Here is an 18,207-nt window from a genome sequence, read left to right as displayed (position 1 = left end):
GTTCGCCATGAGGCCCGGCGTCGCAGCACGGTCGGGCACGGCGTCGGGACAGCGCGCCGCGCTCGCAACCGTGTGCGCGGTGCTCTTCCTGACGTTTCTCGACACCACGATCGTCAGCGTCACGCTGGGCAGCGTGCAGTCCGACCTGCATGCCGGTGTGGTGTCGCTGCAGTGGGTCGTCAACGCGTACACGCTCGTGTTCGCGAGTCTGATGCTCACGGCCGGCTCGCTCGGCGACCGGTGGGGACGCAAGCGCGTCATGGTCGCCGGCATCGTGATCTTCTGTGTGGGCTCCGTGATCAGCGCCGCGGCCGCATCGGTGGCACTGCTCATCGTGGGCCGGGCGGTGATGGGGGTGGGGGCGGCGGCGTCCGAGCCCGGCACCCTCTCGGTGATCCGCCACGTGTTCCCCGGCCGCGGCGAGCGGGCACGGGCGCTGGGCGTGTGGGCGGGGGTGTCCGGGCTGGCCCTGGCCCTCGGCCCGGTCGTCGGCGGAATCCTGGTCGGCACCTACGACTGGCGCGCCGTGTTCTGGTTCAACCTCCTCCTCGGCGTCGTACTGCTGGTCGCCGCCCTGCGATTGGTCCCGGAAAGCGCCGACCCACAACCGGGCCCGCTCGATCTCGGCGGCTTCGTGCTGGGTTCGACGTTCCTCGGATGCGTGATCTACGCCGGGATCTCCGGGGAGAACGTCGGCTACGACGCGCCGTCGGTCGTGACCCTGTTCGTCGTCGGTGCGGTGGCGCTCGTCGCGTTCGTGGTCGTGGAGTTGCGGGTCCAGAACCCGATGCTCGATTTCCGTTATCTGCGCCCACCGATGGTGCGCAGCGCACTGATCGTGGCGTTCGCCGTGTACTTCGGGGTGTTCTCGATCTTCTTCTTCACCGCGCTGTATCTCGAAGAGGTGTACGCATATTCGGGTCTGCACGCGGCGGCGATCTTCACCCCGATGGCGGTGGCGATCGTGGTCGGCTCGATCCTGTGCGGCCGGTGGGTCGCGCGCAGCTCTGCCGCCGTGCCGATGATCGTGGGGTGCGTCGTGGGCGCGATCGGCATCCTCTTCACGCGGGCGGCTCTGAGCGGGGACCCGTCGTTCCTGCCGCTCACGACGGCCCTCGCGGTCGCCGGACTCGGATTCGGGGTGGCGGTGGTGCCGTTGACGTCGGCCGTCCTGACCGGCGTCCCGGCCGCGCATTCGGGTATGGCGGCCGCCGCCACGAACACGATGCGGCAGATCGGCGCCGTCGTCGGCGTCGCGGCGCTGGGGGCACTCGTCAACGCGCACATGACATCCGACCTCACCGGGCGGCTGAACGAGCTGGACATTCCGGCGAACTTCCAGGCGATCGTCATCAATGCCATCAAGACCGGTGCGGTGCCCGCGGGCGGCGACCAGCAGGCGTCGTCGGCCTACGGCCCCATCGTCGACCAGGTCATCGACGCCACCTACCGAGCGTTCCACGCCGGCCTCGACACCGCACTGCTGGTCTCCGCGATCATGATTTTCGTCGCGGCCGGGGTCACGGTCGTGTCGTCGGTGCGTGCCCGCGGGACCACCCACGGCGGCTACGACGACGTCGCTGAGGTGCCGGCGCGCCGCGAGTGACCCGGAGTGCCCGAACGGCACCTACTTCGAGCGGGATTCCTTCTCCGCCACGAGCAGGTACGCGACCATCAACCGCTTGAGTTCGACGACCGCGTCGGCGTGGCTCTGGCCGTCCTGGACCGAGAAGTTGAGCATCGAGTACACGACGTGGACGAGAACCTCGGCCATCATCTTGCGGCGCTCGCGCGGCGTGTGCGGGGTGAGCGGCGCGAGCATCCGCGAGACCTGCTCGGCGAACTCCTTCTCGTGGATCACCCCGGTGGCCCGCGTCGACGGCGTCGACTGCATCGCCAGCCAGACCTCGCGCCGCGACGGATCCGACGTCCACAGCCCCGCCATGTGGTCGACGAACTTGTTCAGGAAGCGCAGCCAGTCCAGCGACGGCACCTCTCCGTCGAACGCCTCGAGTTCCTGCTGCACGCCGACCAGGTCCTGGCGGTTGAGCTCGCACACGATCACGTACTTGTTCGCGAAGAACTGGTAGAGCGTGCCGATCGGGACGTCGGCGCGCGCCGCCACCTCCTCGCACGTGAACGATTCGAACCCGACGTCGACCAGCAGTTCGCGGGACGAGGCGAGCAGTGCATCGAACTTACGGCGGCTTCGTTCCTGTGTCGGGCGCCGCCGTGGCATCAGCTCCTGGGGGTCGCTGTCGACCTCCAGCGCGGGGTCCACCCGGCGGGGCGGACGGCGGCTGGTAGTGGACTCCACGAGCACAGGTTATCGGTCTTTGGCCTTGGATTCGACGAAGATCCCGTTCTGGTGTTTCTCGCGGTACCGCTAACGGGAGGTCCGCCGACGATAGAGCGTGGTTGCGGCCGCGAAACCCACCACCGTGAAAGCGACGCACCACCCGACCGCCAACCAGGCGCTGTCGCCGATCGGAGTGCCGGTGAGCAGGCCCCGCACCGTCTCGATGATCGGTGTGACGGGCTGGTTGGCGGCGAACCAGTGCAGCCACGTCGGCATCGTGTCGGTCGGAACGAACGCGCTGCTCACATAGGGCAGGAACAGGATTGCGAAGGTGAACCCTCCGGCGGCCTCCGGGTTCGCCGCCAACAGGCCCAGGGCGGTGGACACGTACGACAGGGCAAGGACGAACAGCGCGACGAGCGCGATCGCAGCGAGCCAACGCAACGGGTCCGCCGTCGGACGGAACCCCATCAGTAGAGCGACCGCGACGACGACGGCGGTCGTGACCAGGTTCCGCACCACACTCGCGAGGACATGCCCGTTGACCACCGCCGAGCGGGCGATCGGCAGCGTCCGGAACCGGTCGATGACGCCGTCGGTCATGTCGCTCGACACGCTCACCGCGGTGGTGGACGACCCGAACGCCGCGCAGAGCAGCACGATGCCGGGCACGACGTAGTCGATGTAGGCAGTGTCGGTCGCGATCGCGCCGCCGAAGACGTAGACGAACAGAACCATCAGCATGATCGGCAGGGCGAGAGCCATCACCATCGTGTCGGGGCTGCGGGTGATGTGGACGAGGTTGCGCCGCAGCATCGCCCAGGAATCGGCGAGGGCGGTGGAGGGGTGACGCGATTCGGTGGTGGTGGTCATCGGACTTCCTCCTTGGTTGCGGTGCCGGTGAGTGCGAAGAACACGTCGTCCAGATCCGGGGTGTGCAGGGTGAAGCTCTCCACGGACAACGTCGGATCGTCGAGTCGGTCGAGGATCTCCTTGAGGGACCTGATGCTGCCGTCGGTCGGGATCGTCAGCGTCGAGTTGTCGTGGTCGACGCCGGCGTCGGGCAGCGCGGCGCTCGCCCGGGCCACCTGCGCGGCATCGTGGAGCCTCAGCTCGACGTGTCCGCCGGGGACGAGGCGCTTGAGTTGGTCGGCCGAGCCCTCGGCGACGATCCGTCCACCGTCGAGCACTGCGATCCGGTCGGCGAGCTCGTCGGCCTCGTCGAGGTACTGGGTCGTGAGCACGATCGTGGTGCCCTCGTGCACCAGTTCCCGCACCATCTCCCACATGTCCCGGCGGCTGCGCGGATCGAGGCCGGTGGTCGGCTCGTCGAGGAACAGCACCTTGGGGCGCGCGACCAGGCTCATCGCCAGATCGAGACGTCGGCGCATGCCGCCGGAGTAGGTGTCGGCTCGGCGGCCGGCCGCGTCGACCAGATCGAACGTGCTCAGGAGTTCGTCGGCGCGGCGCTGCGCCCGACGTCGACCGAGGTGGTGCAGTTCGCCCATCAGGACGAGGTTCTCGCGACCGGTCAGCAGCTTGTCGACCGACGCGTACTGGCCGGTGACGCTGATGTCGGCGCGGACCGCGCGGGCGTCGGACGGCAGGCGATGGCCCGCGACCTCGACTTCTCCGGCATCGAACGGCAGCAGCGTGGACAGCACGCGGACCGTGGTGGTCTTGCCGGCCCCGTTGGCGCCGAGCAGCGCGAACACGGTCCCGGCGGGCACGTGCAGATCGATTCCGTCGAGCACCGTTCGGCCGCCGAAGCTCTTGCGCAAGCCGGTGACCGAGACGGCGTGTGTGGACTGTGACTGGTCCATGGACCTCTCCTCCCTGAAACTGCGTACGTGATACACAACTGTTTAGACGATACGCAGTTTTAGGATGAGCGCAAGAGTCGACTCGAGTGGCAGGCAGGAGCAATGACGCGGATGGACACCACCGAGGGGGAGACGCTGCCCCGATTCGTCGAGCTGGCATGGGGACTGGACGAGGCCGGGCGCCGGGGGCCCAAGCGCGGGTTGAGCCTCGGTGAGATCCTCGACGCCGCAATCGAACTCGCCGACGAAGAGGGCGTGGCCGCGCTGTCGATGGCCCGGGTCGCCAAGCGACTCGGCTTCACCACGATGTCGCTGTACCGCTACGTGGCGAGCAAGGACGAACTGCTCGAACTGATCTCCGATCGGGTCATCGGGACACCCCCGGAGATTCCGTCGACCTCCTCGTGGCGGGAGGGTCTCGAGACGTGGGCGCGCGCCGAGTACGACGTCCTCATGCGTCACCGATGGTGGCTGCGTTTGCCGATCAGCGGCCCGCCCCTGGGGCCGAACAACATCGCCTGGCTCGAGGCCGCCCTCGGCTGCCTCGCGTCGACCCGGCTACCGGAGCCGCTCAAGGTGCAGGTCGCGCTCAACCTCTCGGTGCACGTCATCAGTCGGGCGCGCTTCACCGTCGATCTCGTCCTGGACACGGAAACGGACAACTACTCGACCGTCCTGCGGCGCGTACTCGACCCGGCGCAGTTCCCCGCGCTCACCGCGGCTCTCGATGCGGAGGCATTCGCGGAGGACGACGTGGATTGGGAGGACTCGGACTTCCGGTTCGCACTCGGCCTTCTCCTCGACGGTGTGCAACGCATCGTCGAGCACTACGACTCCTAGGGCGCTCTGCCGTACGCCGACGGGCCCCGGCTCGTAGGCTCGATGGGACCTGTCGTGAACGTGTGGAGGTGGCCGTGGTGACGGAGCATTCGGGCGAGATTCGGAACCGGGTCACGGCATTGATGCCGACCGCCCGCGAGGAACTCGCGGCCCTTGTGGCCTTCAGGTCGATCGCCGACGCGCGTCAGGCGCCACCGGAGGAATGCGTGGGCGCCGCGAACTGGGTCGCCCACGCCTTCCGCGCCGCCGGCATCGGGGACGTCGAACTGATCGAGACCTCCGACGGGTCGACGGCCGTCGTCGGCCACCAGCCCGGCCCGGACGGTGCGCCGACGGTTCTGCTGTACAGCCACTACGACGTTCAGCCTGCGGGGGACGAGGCGTTGTGGGAGACGCCGCCGTTCGAGCTCACCGAGCGTGACGGGCGGTGGTACGGACGCGGCGCCGCCGACTGCAAGGGCAACGTCGTCATGCACCTGCTGGCGCTGCGGGCGCTGACGGCGTCGGGCGCGCCGCTACCGGTCGGAGTCCGCATCGTCTCGGAGGGATCGGAGGAGCTCGGGGCCGGCGGGCTCGAGAAGCTCGTCCAGGACCGGCCCGAACTGTTCGTGGCCGACGTCGTGGTCATCGCCGACACCGGGAACGTCGCGGTGGGCGCCCCCACCCTCACGACCAGCCTGCGCGGGATCGCGAATGTCGTCGTGCACGTGGAAACGCTCGCCGGCGAGCTGCATTCGGGCATGTACGGCGGATCGGCACCGGATGCGCTGGCGGCGCTGGTGCAGATGCTCTCGACGTTGCGGGACCACGGCGGCAACACCGTCGTCGACGGCCTCGATACCGCGCAGGACTGGGACGGAGTCCAGTACCCGGAGGAACAGTTCCGCAAAGATGCCGGCGTGCTCGACGGGGTGCGGCTGACCGGATCGGGGTCGGTGGCCGACGCGGTGTGGGCGCGGCCGGCGCTGACGATCCTGGGGATCGACGCCCCACCGGTGGTGGGGTCCGCGGCCGCGATCCAGCCGCGGGCTGCCGCTCGCCTCAACCTGCGGGTGCCGTCGGGAATGGATCCGCAGCGGGCCCAGGACGCACTTGTCGCGCACCTCGAGAAGGCGGCGCCGTGGGGTGCGCGGGTGACGGTCGAGCGGGAGTCCGTGGGCGCGCCGTTCCGGGCGCGGACGTCGGGGCCCGGCTACACGGCGCTGAAGTCCGCGCTGAGGTCCGCGTTCGGCGCGAACGTCGCGGTGGCGGGGCAGGGCGGCACCATCCCGCTGTGCAATGTGCTGGCCGAGCAGTTCCCGGACGCCGAGATCGTGCTCATGGGCGTCGAGGAACCGCGCGCGCTGATCCATGCCCCGAACGAGAGCGTGGATCCGTCGGAGATCGAGAATCTGGCCGTCGCCGAGGCTCTGTTCCTGCAGAGCCTCGGCGGGCGTGCGGACTGACCGCGCCGGATCAGACGGACAGGTCGCGGCGCAGCTTGGCGACGTGGCCGGTGGCGCGCACGTTGTACTGCGCGACCTCGATCTTGCCGTCCTCGTCCACCAGGAACGTCGAGCGGATCACGCCCTGGACGACCTTGCCGTACATCTTCTTCTCGCCGAACGCGCCCCACGCGGTGAGCGTCGCCTTCTCCGGATCCGACAGCAGCGGGAAGTTCAGGCCCTCGTTGTCGCGGAACTTCACGAGCTTGGCGGGCTTGTCGGGGGAGATCCCGACCACGTCGAGGCCGGCCTCGTTCAGTTCGGCGAGGCTGTCGCGGAAGTCGCAGGCCTGCTTGGTGCAGCCCGGCGTGCTGGCGGCGGGGTAGAAGTACACGATCACCTTGCGGCCGCGGTAGTCGGCGAGCGACACCTCGTTGCCGTCGGCGTCGGGCAGCGTGAAGTCGGGGGCGATGTCTCCGGGGGCAAGCCTGTTGTCGGTCACAGCGTCTGAGGCTACCGAAGACGTACGGTTCGCCCTTCTGTTCTACGGTTGTGTCCAGTGTTGCCGGTAGCGTGACCGGCACAGCAGCATCACGCCGCACCGATTCGACAGTTGGAGGACACGTGTCCAGGGACACCGAGGCCATCGAGCGGGACATCGAGAACGCCCGCAATCAGCTCGCACAGACACTCGACGTGCTCGCTGTCCGCACCAATCCCAAGCGTCTCGTCGAGACCACCAAGCAGAGTGTGCTCGCCAAGTTGAACGAGCCCGCGGTGAAGGCGGCTCTCATCGGCGCCGGCGCCGTCGTCGGTCTCCTGGTGCTGCGCAAGATCTTCCGCTGACGATCGGGCGACCCGGCCGTCGTCTCCGGATCCGCGACCAGTCCCAGGGACTGGATCCCGGTGAGGGAGGTGGCGGCCTTTTCGTTTCCCGGCGTCCTCGGATTTTCGAAGGTGGAAACGACGAAGGCCCCCGCACGCGATGCGTGCGGGGGCCTTCTCGGTGCGCCCACAGGGACTCGAACCCCGGACCCAGTGATTAAGAGTCACTTGCTCTACCAACTGAGCTATAGGCGCCAACCTTGCTAGTGAACTAGCGTGCGCCGCCAGGGACTCGAACCCCGAACCCAGTGATTAAGAGTCACTTGCTCTGCCAGTTGAGCTAGCGGCGCATTGCCTTCGCGAGGTGTCCCTCGCTCGGTGCGAAGAGAACATTAACGGACCGCTTCGAGCGAAAGCAAATCAGTCCGGCTGTAACCCTCCAGCCGCAGGTGGCGATTGGTATTCGACCGTTATTCACCGGCGCGGCACGTCGAGGTGTGGTGTCCGAGTGACCTGGCATCATTCAGGTGCGCGGGAGGTCGGGATCGCTCTGACGGTCCGCGGGTGGGGGTGCGTCCGAAGGGGTGCACCGTGAAGTTTGTGCAGTGTGAAGTGGGGTTTTCATGAGGATCTGGGGCGGTCGCGAGTGTCGTCGCGAGGGCGGCGAATCGAGTTCGAGGTGGCCGGCTCTGATCACGGTCGGGTCCGCAGCGCTCGGCATCGTGATGCTCGTCACCGGCTGCACCATCTCCACCAGTGATGCGTCGACCGCCGACTCGGCTCCGGTCGACTCCAATCCGCTCGTCGCCCTGATCCAGCCCAAGCTCACGACGTCCGTGGTCGACGGTGCGGTCGGGTTCTCTCCCGGTGACCCCGTCACGGTGCGGGTCGCCGACGGCCGACTCGCGGACGTGACCCTGCGCAATCCCGACGGCAAGGTTGTCGCAGGGACTGTCGCGTCCGACGGCCTGTCGTGGACCAACACCGAGCCGCTCGGCTACAACCGCAAGTACTCGCTGCAGGCCGACGCGTACGGACTCGGTGGTTCGACGTCGACCACGATGTCGTTCACGACCAGTGCCCCCGGAAACCTCACGAAGCCCTACGTGATGCCGGGAGACGGCAGTGTCGTCGGCATCGGGCAACCCGTCGCAGTGCAGTTCGACGAGAACATCCCCGATCGCAAGGCCGCCGAGGCGGCCATCGAGATCGTCACGGTGCCGCCGGTCGAGGGCGCCTTCTACTGGCTGAGCAACCGCGAGGTGCGCTGGCGGCCGCAGCAATACTGGCAGCCGGGGACCACGGTCACGGTCGACGTCAAGGCGTACGGCCGCGACCTCGGCAAGGGAATGTTCGGGCAGGAGGACGTGCACTCGTCCTTCACGATCGGCGACGCCGTCGTGATCACGGCCGACGACGACACCAAGCAGGTCACCGTCAACCGGTCGGGCCAGGACGTGAAGACGATGCCGACGTCGATGGGGAAGGACAGCACCCCGACCGACAACGGTGTCTACATCATCGGCGACCGGTTCGACCATCTCGTCATGGACTCGTCCACCTACGGTGTGCCGGTCAACTCACCCGCCGGCTACCGCACGCCCGTCGACTGGGCCACGCGAATGTCGTACAGCGGCATCTTCTTCCACTCGGCCCCGTGGTCGGTGGGCGAACAGGGCTACACCAACACCAGCCACGGCTGCCTGAATCTGAGCCCGTCGAACGCGAAGTGGATCTACGACAACACCAAGCGCGGCGACATCGTGATCGTGAAGAACACGGTCGGCGGCACCCTGTCGGGTACGGAAGGCCTCGGCGACTGGAACATTCCGTGGGAGACCTGGCGCGCCGGCAACGCGTAGCGGCCGATTATCCTGGTGGCGACCGAATCGTCCGAAGGAACGGGAGCGCAGCGGTGGAAACGGTGGGAGTCGGGGATCTCGTTCAGGCCGCGGGACATGCGGGCCCGTGGACGGTGCTCGAGGTCCGGCATGGCATGGCTCTGTTGGAACACGCAGACGGGCATCGTCTGTCGCGTCGCACGACGACGCTGACCGTGGTTCGTAAGGCGGAAGCGGGGACGCGTCCCCCTCGAACGGCCGACGGCGCCGACGGCGGAGATGCGCCCACGCTGTTCGACTAGTACGCGTCCGTCGTCTCCCGTCGCCGCGCGGGAGACGACGTGCTGCCGAGCTCGGTCGGACCGAGGGCGGCGAGGCTGGTACGTCCCGCAACGAGAAGTGGCCGGCACCCTTTCGGGTGCCGGCCACTTCTCGTAGCTTGCGGGTTCTGCTCGTCAGCCTGTGTCAGATGAGGCCGAGCAGGGCGCCGAGGCCCAGGATCGCGCCGATGCCGCTGAGCAGGCCGGCGCCGAGGCCGATGTAGCTGCGGATCTCGGCGGTGGAAGAACCGAATTCAGGCATGTTGACTCCTGTAGTTGGATGCAAACGGGGTGCGGAAGTGACACAGGCCATTCCGTGCATCGAAGATGCTGTGCGTCACAGTAGGGCGCGCTTGAACAAACGGTTAATTCCAAGTCCCACTGAGTGAGACTTGCGTGAATTTCCTGTTCAACGGCATTTGTGTGTATCGCCGGGTATCAGAAAAGTGAACTGGATCACACGGTCGGTGTGAGGGTGGAGTGTCGACCGGGTGGTGTCGGGGAGCTGGCGCACAAGGGGTGTGCCGACGGGCCGGCGGGCACGCTCGGGGGCGGCTGGCGCGGGCATCCGACGCGGGTGACCGAAACGAAAAACGCCCCCCGGCAATGCCGGGGGGCGTTTGTTCGGGGTGACTGACGGGACTCGAACCCGCGACAGCCAGGATCACAACCTGGTGCTCTACCAACTGAACTACAGTCACCATCGCTGTCGCTTCCGGCGGAACCGGTTGCTGCAGCGAGATGAATATTAGCCTGTCGATCGACGAAAGTGCCAATCGCCAGGTCAGGCGGGTCCCAGCTCCTTCGCGACGGCCGCGATCTCGACGGTCGACGGTCCCGGATCCGCGACGAATGCGGTCCGTCGGTAGTACTGCAGTTCGCGGATCGACTCCTTGATGTCCGCGAGGGCGCGGTGCGACAGCCCCTTCTCCGGCTGGCCGAAGTAGATCCGCGGGTACCAGCGTCGGCACAGCTCCTTGATCGAGCTGACGTCGATCATCCGGTAGTGCAGGTGTGTGTCCAGGTCGGGCATGTCGCGGGCGATGAATCCGCGGTCGGTGGCAATCGAGTTGCCGGCGAGCGGCACGGTGCCGGCGACGGGCACGTGCTCGCGGATGTAGTCGAGCACCATCCGCTCAGCCTCTGCCACCGTCACCGTCGACGCGCGCACCTCCTCGGTGAGACCCGAGCGGGCATGCATCTCCTTCACGATGTCCGGCATCGCGGCCAGTGCGTCGTCGTCGGCGTGGATCACGATGTCCACACCGTCGCCGAGGATATTCAGGTCGCTGTCGGTCACCAGGGCGGCGATCTCGATGAGCTTGTCGGAGCCGAGCCGAAGGCCCGTCATTTCACAATCGATCCATACCAATTTGTCCTGCACGAGAAACACAGTAGTCAGGCGTGGCCGGGATATTGTCCACGGTGGAGAACTTCCCGCTCGCTTCTGCTTCGAGGAGGACGCTTCATGGCTGATGATTCGGTCCCGGGGGACGACGCCCAGTCGCTGGCGGAGAAGGCCAGGATTGCGAAGGCGGCCGCGGAGGAAGCGGCCCGGGCCGCGGCAGAGGCGGCCGCCGCGGCGGAGGCAGCGGAGCGTGAGATGGAGGCCGCCCAGGTCGCGTCGGCGGATTCGGCACGGGTGGAGTCCGGCGGTGTCGCGGCAGAGATCGCTGCCGGCTACCAATCGGACGGTGCCGCACTCGAACTCGGCACCGTCGTGGTCGACGGCACCGTCGATCCGGCCGCGCGGGTACGAATTCCGTTGGCCACCGTCAACCGGCACGGGCTGATCGCGGGAGCGACCGGTACCGGCAAGACCAAGACCCTGCAGGGTATGGCCGAACAGCTCTCGGCCGCAGGTGTTCCTGTCGTGATGGCCGACATCAAGGGCGACTTGTCGGGTCTGTCGAGGCCGGGGGATGCGAACGAGAAGGCCGCGGCGCGCGCGGCCGAGACCGGTGAGTCCGACTGGGAGCCCGCCGGTTTCCCGGTGGAGTTCGTCTCCCTCGGCACCGGCGGCATCGGGATCCCGGTGCGCGCCACCATCACGAGTTTCGGGCCGATCCTGCTCGGCAAGGTTCTGGGACTCAACGAGACCCAGGAATCCACCCTCGGTCTGATCTTCCACTGGGCCGACACGCAGGGCCTCGCGCTGCTGGACCTGAAGGACCTGCGGGCGGTGATCGCCCACCTGACGTCCGACGAGGGCAAGGCCGACCTGAAGGGCATCGGGGGCGTGTCCGCTGCCACTGCCGGTGTCATCCTGCGCGCGTTGGTCAACCTCGAAGCGAACGGCGGCGACACCTTCTTCGGCGAACCCCAGTTCGAAACCGAGGACCTGCTGCGCGTGGGCCCCGACGGGCGCGGCGTCGTCACGCTGTTCGAACTGGGGGCGCAGGCGGCGCGGCCGGCGATGTTCTCGACGTTCCTGATGTGGGTGCTGGCCGACCTGTTCCAGGCGCTGCCGGAGGCAGGCGACCTCGACAAGCCGAAACTGGTCTTCATCTTCGACGAAGCGCACCTGCTGTTCGCCGATGCCTCGAAGGCGTTTCTCGCGCAGGTCGAGCAGACCGTGAAACTGATCCGGTCCAAGGGCGTCGGCGTGTTCTTCTGCACCCAGTTGCCCACCGATATCCCCAACGTGGTGCTGTCGCAGCTGGGTGCGCGCGTCCAGCATGCGCTGCGGGCCTTCACTCCAGACGACCAGAAGTCGCTCAACCGGACCGTGAAGACGTACCCGAAGACGGACCACTACGACCTCGAGAAGGCACTCACGTCACTCGGCACGGGCGAGGCGATCGTCACGGTGCTCTCGGAAAAGGGCGCCCCGACGCCGGTCGCATGGACCAGGGTGCGCCCGCCGCGTTCGCTGATGGATGCGATCGGCGACGACGCCATCCGGGCCGCGGCGGAGGCGAGCGCGCTCCACGCCAAGTACGGGCAGACGATCGATCGGGAATCGGCGTACGAGAAGCTCACTGCGAAGGTGGCTGCCGCGCCGGACATCGATCCGGCGCTGGACGTGCCTCCGCTGCCGGATCTCCCGGACCTGCCTCCGCCGCCCCCTCCCGCATCCGAGGGGCCGAGCGTCGCGGAGCAGATTCTCGGCAATTCGGCCGTCAAGAGCTTCCTGCGGTCGGCGGGGTCGGCCGCGGGCCGGGAGATCTCGCGGAGCATCTTCGGTACCGGACGCCGGCGTCGACGCTGAGGGAGGCGCGGCCGGCGCCCGGTACCCGCGGGGTCAGTCGAACAGCACGACGCCGCGAATGTTCTTGCCCTCGTGCATGTCGATGTAGCCCTGCGCGATGTCGTCGAGCGTGTAGGTGGTGGTCACCAGCTTGTCGAGCTCGAGCTTGCCCGCCTTGTACATCTCGACCATCCACGGGATGTCGGCGCTCGGGGCCGAGGCGCCGAACAGTGAGCCCTGGATGCGCTTCTGGTACAGGGTGAGTTCGAGCAGGCTGACGGGGATGCCGAAGTCGGTGAGCTTGCCGAGTCCGGTGACGACGACCGTGCCGGCCTTGCGGATCGACGAGAACGCCTGCGCCACATGCTCGCCGGTGGTGACGCCGACCGTGACGATCGCGGAGTCGGCGCCCTGCCCGTTGGTGTAGGAGCGTGCGATCTCGGTGGCCTCTTCCATCGTCGCGACCGCGTGGGTGGCGCCGAGTTCCAGAGCGGTGGTGCGCTTGAACGCAACCGGGTCCACGGCGATGATGTGGGCGGCGCCCGCGTGCGCGGCACCCTGGACGGCGTTGATGCCGATACCGCCGATGCCCATCACGATGACCGTGTGGCCGGGGTAGACCTCGGCCGAGTTGACGGCGGCGCCCCACCCGGTGCCGACGCCGCAACCCAGCAGGCAGAGCTTCTCGAGCGGGAGGTCCTTGTCGACCTTGACCGCGGAATCGACGTGCACGGTGGAGTACTCGCTGAACGTGCCGATACCGCACATCTGCGCGACCGGGGTGCCGTCCATCGTCAGGCGGTAGCTGTCCGGGTCGTCGGGGCGTCCGCCCGTCAGGATCGTGGCGCCGCGGTCGCACAGGTTCTGGTGGCCCTTCGCGCACCACCGGCAGCGTCCACAGCCGGCGAGGAACGAGAAGATGACGTGGTCGCCGACCTCGAAGCCGGGCGTGTGCGGTCCGACCTCGACGACGATTCCGGCACCTTCGTGGCCACCGCAGATCGGGTAGCGCGTGGACGGCTGGTCGCCCTGCGCGATGTGGTCGTCCGAGTGGCACAGACCCGAGGCCACCATCTTGACCATGATTTCGTTCTGGCGAGGTCCGTCAAGCTCGAGTTCGACAACCTTGTACGTGCCGGGCGCTTCGGTGACGACGGCTCCGCGAGTCTTCACGTGTGGCTCCTCCTGTGTGGATGGTGATGGTGTGGTGCGCATCACTATCCGTCCAGGCGGTCTGCTCCGGTGTGACCGGTCTCACTGACTGGAATCGGGTTACAGTCCGATGTCTCGGGACAGTAGGTCGGCGACCGTTTCCCGCCGGATCAGCTCACGGGCGTCTCCGGTTCTGACCGCCACCACCGGGGGGCGGCCGACGGCGTTGTACGACGACGCCAGGCTGTGGTGGTACGCGCCCGTGCACGGCACCGCGAGCACGTCGCCGGGATGGAGGTCGGCCGGGAGCATGACGTCGCCGGCGAGGATGTCGCCCGCCTCGCAGTGCCGCCCGACGACGGTCATCGGGACGTGGGCGCAGGACGGGTGCCGGTTGGCGACCGCGACGTCGTAGTGTGCGCCGTACAGCGCGACCCGCGGGTTGTCGCTCATGCCGCCGTCCACGGCCACGAAGATCCGTCCGCTCGGGGCCGTCTTGATCGACACCACCCGGCAGAGCGTCACTCCGGCCCGCGCGACGATCGCGCGCCCCGGTTCGAGGGTGAGTTGCGGCCGCGGGAAGCGGTTGCGGGCGCATGCGTCGTCGAGGGCGTCGTCGATGGTGCGCGCGAGTGCGGTGAGATCGATCTGCGGGTCCCCGGGTCGGTAGGGCACCGCGTGTCCGCCGCCGAGGTCGAGGTCGGTCAGGATGACGCCGTGGTCGCGCCGGACCTGATCCATCTGTCCGATCAGCCGGGCCACCGCGGTGCCGAACAGGCCGGAGTCGGTGATCTGGGAGCCGAGATGGCAGTGCAGCCCCACCAGTTCGAGGTTGGGTTGCTCGAGCACCAGTCGGATCGCCGCGTCGGCGTGCCCACCCGCGAGCGGGAATCCGAACTTCTGGTCGTCGACGCCGGTCGTGACCGCGGGGTGTCCGTGGATGTCGATGCCGGGCGTGACCCGGACCAGGACCTTCTGGCGTGCAGGGGCGACGGACGCGAGGAGCCGGATCTCGGTGTGCGAGTCGACGACGATCCGGCCGACTCCCGCGGCTACGGCGGCCCTCAGTTCGGATGCTGTCTTCGCGTTGCCGTGCATGATGATTCGACGCGGGTCGGCGCCCGCGGACAGCGCGATCGCGAGCTCACCGGACGAGCAGACGTCCAGCGACAGACCCTCGTCCGTCACCCACTTCGTGACGCCCCGGGCCATCAGTGCCTTTGCCGCGTACGCGATCTCGGCTTCGGGGAAGATCGAGCGATACGTGCGGCATCGGTGTCGCACGTTGTCCTCGTCCAGCACGTACGTGGGGGTGCCGTACTGGTCGGCGATGTCGTCGAGGGCGACGCCACCGACCCGGATGCGACCGCGGTCGTCGTAGCTCGTGTTCACGGGCCACAGCGCCGGGTCGAGACGCGGCACCATCGCGGCGCGGAGCGAGGGGAAGATGTCGAGCAGGGTCACCGGCGTACTCCTGGAAAGTGCCCGCAATCCGGTCGGAGCGGGTTCAACCTTCAGAAGTACGCCGGTGCGGTGCCCGGTAGCCGGGTCTTGACGCCTGTTTGACGCCGGCCGAGACAGCTCTGACGCGTGGTTGACGCGGTCGGTTCAGCCGCCCAGCTTCTTGTAGAACGTGCCGACGATGGGGGCAATGGCGGCGCGCGGGCTGTACTGGCCGGCCACCGACATGCCCTTGCTCAGGATGCCCGGCACGATCCGCATCTTGTTCTCGGCGAGGGCATCCAGGGAGACCTTCGCGACGTACTCGCTCGAGATCCACAGGAAGTCCGGGACCAGCTTGTCGACGATGGAGGCGTCGGCCGGGTCCGGGGTCTCGGTGCGGACGGGACCGGGAGCGAGGAGCGTGACGTTCACGCCGCTGCCCTTCAGTTCGCCGCGCAGCGACTCGGAGAACGTGTTCACGAACGCCTTGGTGGCCGCGTAGGTGGCGTTGTTCGGGATCGGCATGTTGCCGGCCGCCGAGCCGACCATGAGTATCGCGCCCGACTTCCGGGCGACCATGCCCGGCAGCACCGCGAGCGTCAGGTCGTGCACGGCGACCGCGTTGAGCTCGACCTGGTCGCGCTCGTAGCTCGGATCGAGGTCGACGACCGGGCCGAACGTCGCGATGCCGGCGTTGTTGCACAGGATCGAGATCTCGCGCTCGGACAGCTCGGCGACCAGCGGGGCGCGGCCGTCGCGGTCGGACAGGTCCACGGCACGGACCTCGACTTCGACGCCGTACTTCTCACGCAGCTGGGCGGCGAGCTTCTCCATGACGTCGCCGCGGCGGGCGACGAGGATCAGCGAGTGCCCGCGCGCGGCCAGTTCGGCAGCGAGGGCCTCGCCGATGCCGGAGGAGGCGCCGGTCACGACCGCGCGGGCGTCAGGGTTGGGATTCGGCAGGCTCACGACAGTGCAGCGTAGCGGGTCGACGGAAACGTGGTGCTCATGCGCTCAGATGCCCGCCGCCAGGCGCGTGCCCTGCTCGATCGCTCGCTTGGCGTCGAGCTCGGCCGCGACGTCGGCGCCGCCGATGACGTGGGTCGGCACGCCGGCGACGGTCAGCTCGTCGGCCAGGTCGCGCACCGATTCCTGGCCCGCGCAGATCACCACCGTGTCGACTGCGAGGGTGCGTGGGCTTTCCCGCTTCTCGCCGAACGTGATGTGCAGGCCGGCGTCGTCGATGCGCTCGTAGTTGACACCGGCGATCTCCTCGACGCCCTTGGCCTTCAGCGCGGCCCGGTGCACCCAGCCGGTGGTCTTCGCGAGTCCCGCGCCGATCCGTCCGGGCTTGCGCTGCAGCAGATACACCTGGCGCGGCGACGGCGACGGCCGCGGGGTCGTCAGCGCGCCGGGGGAGGTCTCGGGGTCGGTCACGCCCCACTCGCGCTTCCACTCGGCGAGGTCGAGCGTGGGGGAGTGCTCATGGGTGAGGAACTCGCTGACGTCGACGCCGATGCCGCCGGCTCCGATCACGGCGACGGACCTTCCGACGGGTCTGCCGTCGCGGACGACGTCGGCGTACGAGAGCACCTTCGGGTGGTCGATGCCGGGGATCGCGGGGATGCGCGGGACGACGCCGGTCGCGATCACCACCTCGTCGTAGCCGGCGTCGATCAGATCGGCGGCCTGGGCGCGGGTGCCGAGGCGCACGTCGACACCGGCGAGGGCGAGTTGGCGCCGGTAGTAGCGGATGGTCTCGGCGAACTCCTCCTTGCCGGGGATCTTCTGTGCGATGCCGAACTGGCCGCCGATCTCGCCGCGCGCCTCGAACAGCGTGACCGCATGTCCGCGCTGCGCGAGGTTCAGTGCCGCGGACAGTCCCGCCGGACCGGCGCCGACGACGGCGAGACGCTTCTTGCGGCGCGTGGGCAGCAGCGTCAGTTCCGTTTCGCGGCCGGCGCGCGGGTTGAGCAGGCACGAGACGTGCTTGTTGACGAACGCGTGGTCGAGGCACGCCTGGTTGCACGCGATGCACGTGTTGATCTCGTCGGGCGCACCGGACGCGGCCTTGCGCACCCACATCGGGTCGGCCAGCATCGGCCGCGCCATCGAGATCAATTGCACCTCGCCGCGGGTGAGGATCTCCTCGGCCACCTCGGGCATGTTGATCCGGTTCGATGCGACGACCGGAATGGACACGTGCTTCGCGAGCTTCTCGGTGACGTCGACGAACGCCGCGCGCGGCACCGACGTCACGATGGTCGGCACGCGGGATTCGTGCCAACCGATGTCCGTGTTGATGATCGTCGCCCCGGCGGACTCGATTTCCTGTGCGAGCGCGACGATCTCGTCCCACGTCTGCCCGCCCTCGACGAGATCGGCCATCGACAACCGGAACAGGATGAGGAAGTCCGGGCCCACCGCCTCGCGGGTACGCCGGACGATCTCGACAGCGATGCGGCGCCGCTTCTCCGGGGTGCCGCCCCATTCGTCGCGGCGCCGGTTGGTGCGCTCGCACAGGAACTGGTTGACGAAATAGCCCTCGCCGCCCATGATCTCGACGCCGTCGTAGCCCGCCGAGCGGGCCAGGCGCGCGCAGCGCACGAAGTTGCGGATCTGCCACCGCACGCCGCGGCTCGTCAGCCGACGCGGCCGGAACGGGTTGATGGGCGCCTTGATCGACGACGCACTGACGCTGAAGGGCTGGTAGCTGTAGCGGCCGGCGTGCAGGATCTGCAGTGCGATCTTGCCGTCGGCGTCGTGCACGGCGCGGGTGATGGTGCGGTGTCGGCGGGCCTCGAGCCGATTGGTGAGCTTGGCGCCGAACGGTAGTAGCCATCCGGTGCGGTTGGGGGCGTAGCCGCCGGTGACGATCAGGCCCACGCCGCCCCGCGCGCGCTCGGCGTAGAACTCGGCGAGGCGCGCGGTGTTCTTGGCGCGGTCCTCGAGGCCGGTGTGCATCGACCCCATGATCACGCGGTTCTTCAGCGTCGTGGATCCGAGATCGAGTGGTGAGAGTAAGTGCGGGAACGGGGAAGTCATGCCGG

General features: G+C 68.2%; 16 protein-coding genes and 3 tRNA genes. 7 read left to right on the top strand and 12 right to left on the bottom strand.

Annotated elements, in window-relative coordinates:
- The first annotated feature begins 7 nt into the window (after nt 1–7).
- Nucleotides 8–1,606 carry an MFS transporter gene (locus ACQ5DX_RS14615; RefSeq protein WP_430333293.1) on the top strand — a complete coding sequence of 533 codons (1,599 nt, stop codon included), beginning with the start codon at nt 8–10 and terminating at the stop codon, nt 1,604–1,606.
- Nucleotides 1,607–1,627: 21 nt separating this feature from the next.
- Here the strand turns inward: ACQ5DX_RS14615 and ACQ5DX_RS14610 are convergent, their stop codons facing one another.
- The 3 genes from ACQ5DX_RS14610 to ACQ5DX_RS14600 all read right to left on the bottom strand — a co-directional run bounded on the left by ACQ5DX_RS14610 (nt 1,628) and on the right by ACQ5DX_RS14600 (nt 4,122).
- Complete coding sequence (locus tag ACQ5DX_RS14610) at nt 1,628–2,281, bottom strand: TetR/AcrR family transcriptional regulator (RefSeq protein ID WP_430335672.1); 654 nt, start codon at nt 2,279–2,281, stop codon at nt 1,628–1,630.
- 105 nt (nt 2,282–2,386) lie between these two features.
- Nucleotides 2,387–3,172 (bottom strand): ABC transporter permease, encoded by a 786-nt coding sequence (locus tag ACQ5DX_RS14605; protein WP_430333292.1) that lies wholly within the window; start codon nt 3,170–3,172, stop codon nt 2,387–2,389.
- Nucleotides 3,169–4,122 (bottom strand): ATP-binding cassette domain-containing protein, encoded by a 954-nt coding sequence (locus tag ACQ5DX_RS14600; RefSeq protein WP_430333291.1) that lies wholly within the window; start codon nt 4,120–4,122, stop codon nt 3,169–3,171. Before ACQ5DX_RS14600 ends, ACQ5DX_RS14605 begins: the two co-directional genes overlap by 4 nt.
- Before the next feature lie 111 nt (nt 4,123–4,233).
- On the opposite strand from ACQ5DX_RS14600, the gene ACQ5DX_RS14595 reads away from it, so the two are divergent.
- Both ACQ5DX_RS14595 and ACQ5DX_RS14590 read left to right on the top strand, forming a co-directional pair.
- Nucleotides 4,234–4,962 carry a TetR/AcrR family transcriptional regulator gene (locus ACQ5DX_RS14595; RefSeq protein WP_430333290.1) on the top strand — a complete coding sequence of 243 codons (729 nt, stop codon included), beginning with the start codon at nt 4,234–4,236 and terminating at the stop codon, nt 4,960–4,962.
- 74 nt (nt 4,963–5,036) lie between these two features.
- Nucleotides 5,037–6,407, top strand: a complete 1,371-nt coding sequence (locus tag ACQ5DX_RS14590; protein WP_430335671.1) for a dipeptidase — start codon at nt 5,037–5,039, stop codon at nt 6,405–6,407.
- 10 nt (nt 6,408–6,417) lie between these two features.
- On the opposite strand, the gene bcp is transcribed toward ACQ5DX_RS14590, so the two are convergent.
- Nucleotides 6,418–6,888, bottom strand: coding sequence for a thioredoxin-dependent thiol peroxidase (gene bcp, locus ACQ5DX_RS14585; RefSeq protein WP_430333289.1), 471 nt, complete (start codon nt 6,886–6,888; stop codon nt 6,418–6,420).
- Nucleotides 6,889–7,010: 122 nt separating this feature from the next.
- Between bcp and ACQ5DX_RS14580 the strand changes: the two genes are divergently transcribed.
- Nucleotides 7,011–7,232: a DUF3618 domain-containing protein gene (locus tag ACQ5DX_RS14580; protein ID WP_430333288.1), complete on the top strand. Its 222-nt coding sequence runs from the start codon at nt 7,011–7,013 to the stop codon at nt 7,230–7,232.
- 161 nt (nt 7,233–7,393) lie between these two features.
- On the opposite strand, the gene ACQ5DX_RS14575 is transcribed toward ACQ5DX_RS14580, so the two are convergent.
- Both ACQ5DX_RS14575 and ACQ5DX_RS14570 read right to left on the bottom strand, forming a co-directional pair.
- Nucleotides 7,394–7,466 (bottom strand) — tRNA-Lys (locus ACQ5DX_RS14575).
- 22 nt (nt 7,467–7,488) lie between these two features.
- A tRNA-Lys gene (locus tag ACQ5DX_RS14570) sits at nt 7,489–7,561 on the bottom strand.
- 375 nt (nt 7,562–7,936) lie between these two features.
- Here ACQ5DX_RS14570 and ACQ5DX_RS14565 point away from each other — a divergent pair.
- Nucleotides 7,937–9,073 (top strand): L,D-transpeptidase, encoded by a 1,137-nt coding sequence (locus ACQ5DX_RS14565; protein ID WP_430335670.1) that lies wholly within the window; start codon nt 7,937–7,939, stop codon nt 9,071–9,073.
- A gap of 53 nt (nt 9,074–9,126) precedes the next feature.
- Entirely contained in the window at nt 9,127–9,354 is a 228-nt protein-coding gene (locus ACQ5DX_RS14560; RefSeq protein WP_430333287.1) for a hypothetical protein, read from the top strand.
- 646 nt (nt 9,355–10,000) lie between these two features.
- Here ACQ5DX_RS14560 and ACQ5DX_RS14555 read toward each other — a convergent pair.
- Both ACQ5DX_RS14555 and orn read right to left on the bottom strand, forming a co-directional pair.
- Nucleotides 10,001–10,073, bottom strand: a tRNA-His gene (locus tag ACQ5DX_RS14555).
- Between the two features lie 83 nt (nt 10,074–10,156).
- Nucleotides 10,157–10,756 carry an oligoribonuclease gene (orn, locus tag ACQ5DX_RS14550; RefSeq protein ID WP_430333286.1) on the bottom strand — a complete coding sequence of 200 codons (600 nt, stop codon included), beginning with the start codon at nt 10,754–10,756 and terminating at the stop codon, nt 10,157–10,159.
- A gap of 84 nt (nt 10,757–10,840) precedes the next feature.
- Here orn and ACQ5DX_RS14545 point away from each other — a divergent pair, with 84 nt between their 5' ends.
- Nucleotides 10,841–12,583 (top strand): helicase HerA-like domain-containing protein, encoded by a 1,743-nt coding sequence (locus ACQ5DX_RS14545; RefSeq protein ID WP_430333285.1) that lies wholly within the window; start codon nt 10,841–10,843, stop codon nt 12,581–12,583.
- 33 nt (nt 12,584–12,616) lie between these two features.
- On the opposite strand, the gene ACQ5DX_RS14540 is transcribed toward ACQ5DX_RS14545, so the two are convergent.
- The 4 genes from ACQ5DX_RS14540 to ACQ5DX_RS14525 all read right to left on the bottom strand — a co-directional run bounded on the left by ACQ5DX_RS14540 (nt 12,617) and on the right by ACQ5DX_RS14525 (nt 18,202).
- A complete protein-coding gene (locus ACQ5DX_RS14540) occupies nt 12,617–13,735 on the bottom strand; it encodes an NDMA-dependent alcohol dehydrogenase (protein WP_430333284.1) in 1,119 nt (372 codons plus the stop codon).
- 99 nt (nt 13,736–13,834) lie between these two features.
- On the bottom strand, nt 13,835–15,178 hold the full coding sequence (gene lysA / locus ACQ5DX_RS14535) for a diaminopimelate decarboxylase (RefSeq protein ID WP_430333283.1): 1,344 nt from the start codon (nt 15,176–15,178) through the stop codon (nt 13,835–13,837).
- Nucleotides 15,179–15,322: 144 nt separating this feature from the next.
- Nucleotides 15,323–16,126, bottom strand: a complete 804-nt coding sequence (gene cmrA, locus ACQ5DX_RS14530; protein WP_430333282.1) for a mycolate reductase — start codon at nt 16,124–16,126, stop codon at nt 15,323–15,325.
- A 45-nt stretch (nt 16,127–16,171) separates the two neighbouring features.
- Nucleotides 16,172–18,202, bottom strand: a complete 2,031-nt coding sequence (locus tag ACQ5DX_RS14525; protein ID WP_430333281.1) for an FAD-dependent oxidoreductase — start codon at nt 18,200–18,202, stop codon at nt 16,172–16,174.
- Nucleotides 18,203–18,207 lie beyond the last annotated feature (5 nt).

The organism is Rhodococcus sp. ACT016 (assembly GCF_050477185.1).
Taxonomy (GTDB): Bacteria; Actinomycetota; Actinomycetes; order Mycobacteriales; family Mycobacteriaceae; genus Prescottella.
Note: the sequence above shows the minus strand (reverse complement) of the source record. Positions and strands in the feature narration are given on the sequence as shown.

Coding starts and splice junctions, on each gene's coding strand:
- ACQ5DX_RS14595 (WP_430333290.1), top strand. CDS start 4,234: ATGGACACCACCGAGGGGGAGACGCTGCCCCGATTCGTCGAGCTGGCA.
- ACQ5DX_RS14605 (WP_430333292.1), bottom strand. CDS start 3,172: ATGACCACCACCACCGAATCGCGTCACCCCTCCACCGCCCTCGCCGAT.
- ACQ5DX_RS14525 (WP_430333281.1), bottom strand. CDS start 18,202: ATGACTTCCCCGTTCCCGCACTTACTCTCACCACTCGATCTCGGATCC.
- ACQ5DX_RS14615 (WP_430333293.1), top strand. CDS start 8: ATGAGGCCCGGCGTCGCAGCACGGTCGGGCACGGCGTCGGGACAGCGC.
- ACQ5DX_RS14565 (WP_430335670.1), top strand. CDS start 7,937: ATGCTCGTCACCGGCTGCACCATCTCCACCAGTGATGCGTCGACCGCC.
- ACQ5DX_RS14600 (WP_430333291.1), bottom strand. CDS start 4,122: ATGGACCAGTCACAGTCCACACACGCCGTCTCGGTCACCGGCTTGCGC.
- ACQ5DX_RS14545 (WP_430333285.1), top strand. CDS start 10,841: ATGGCTGATGATTCGGTCCCGGGGGACGACGCCCAGTCGCTGGCGGAG.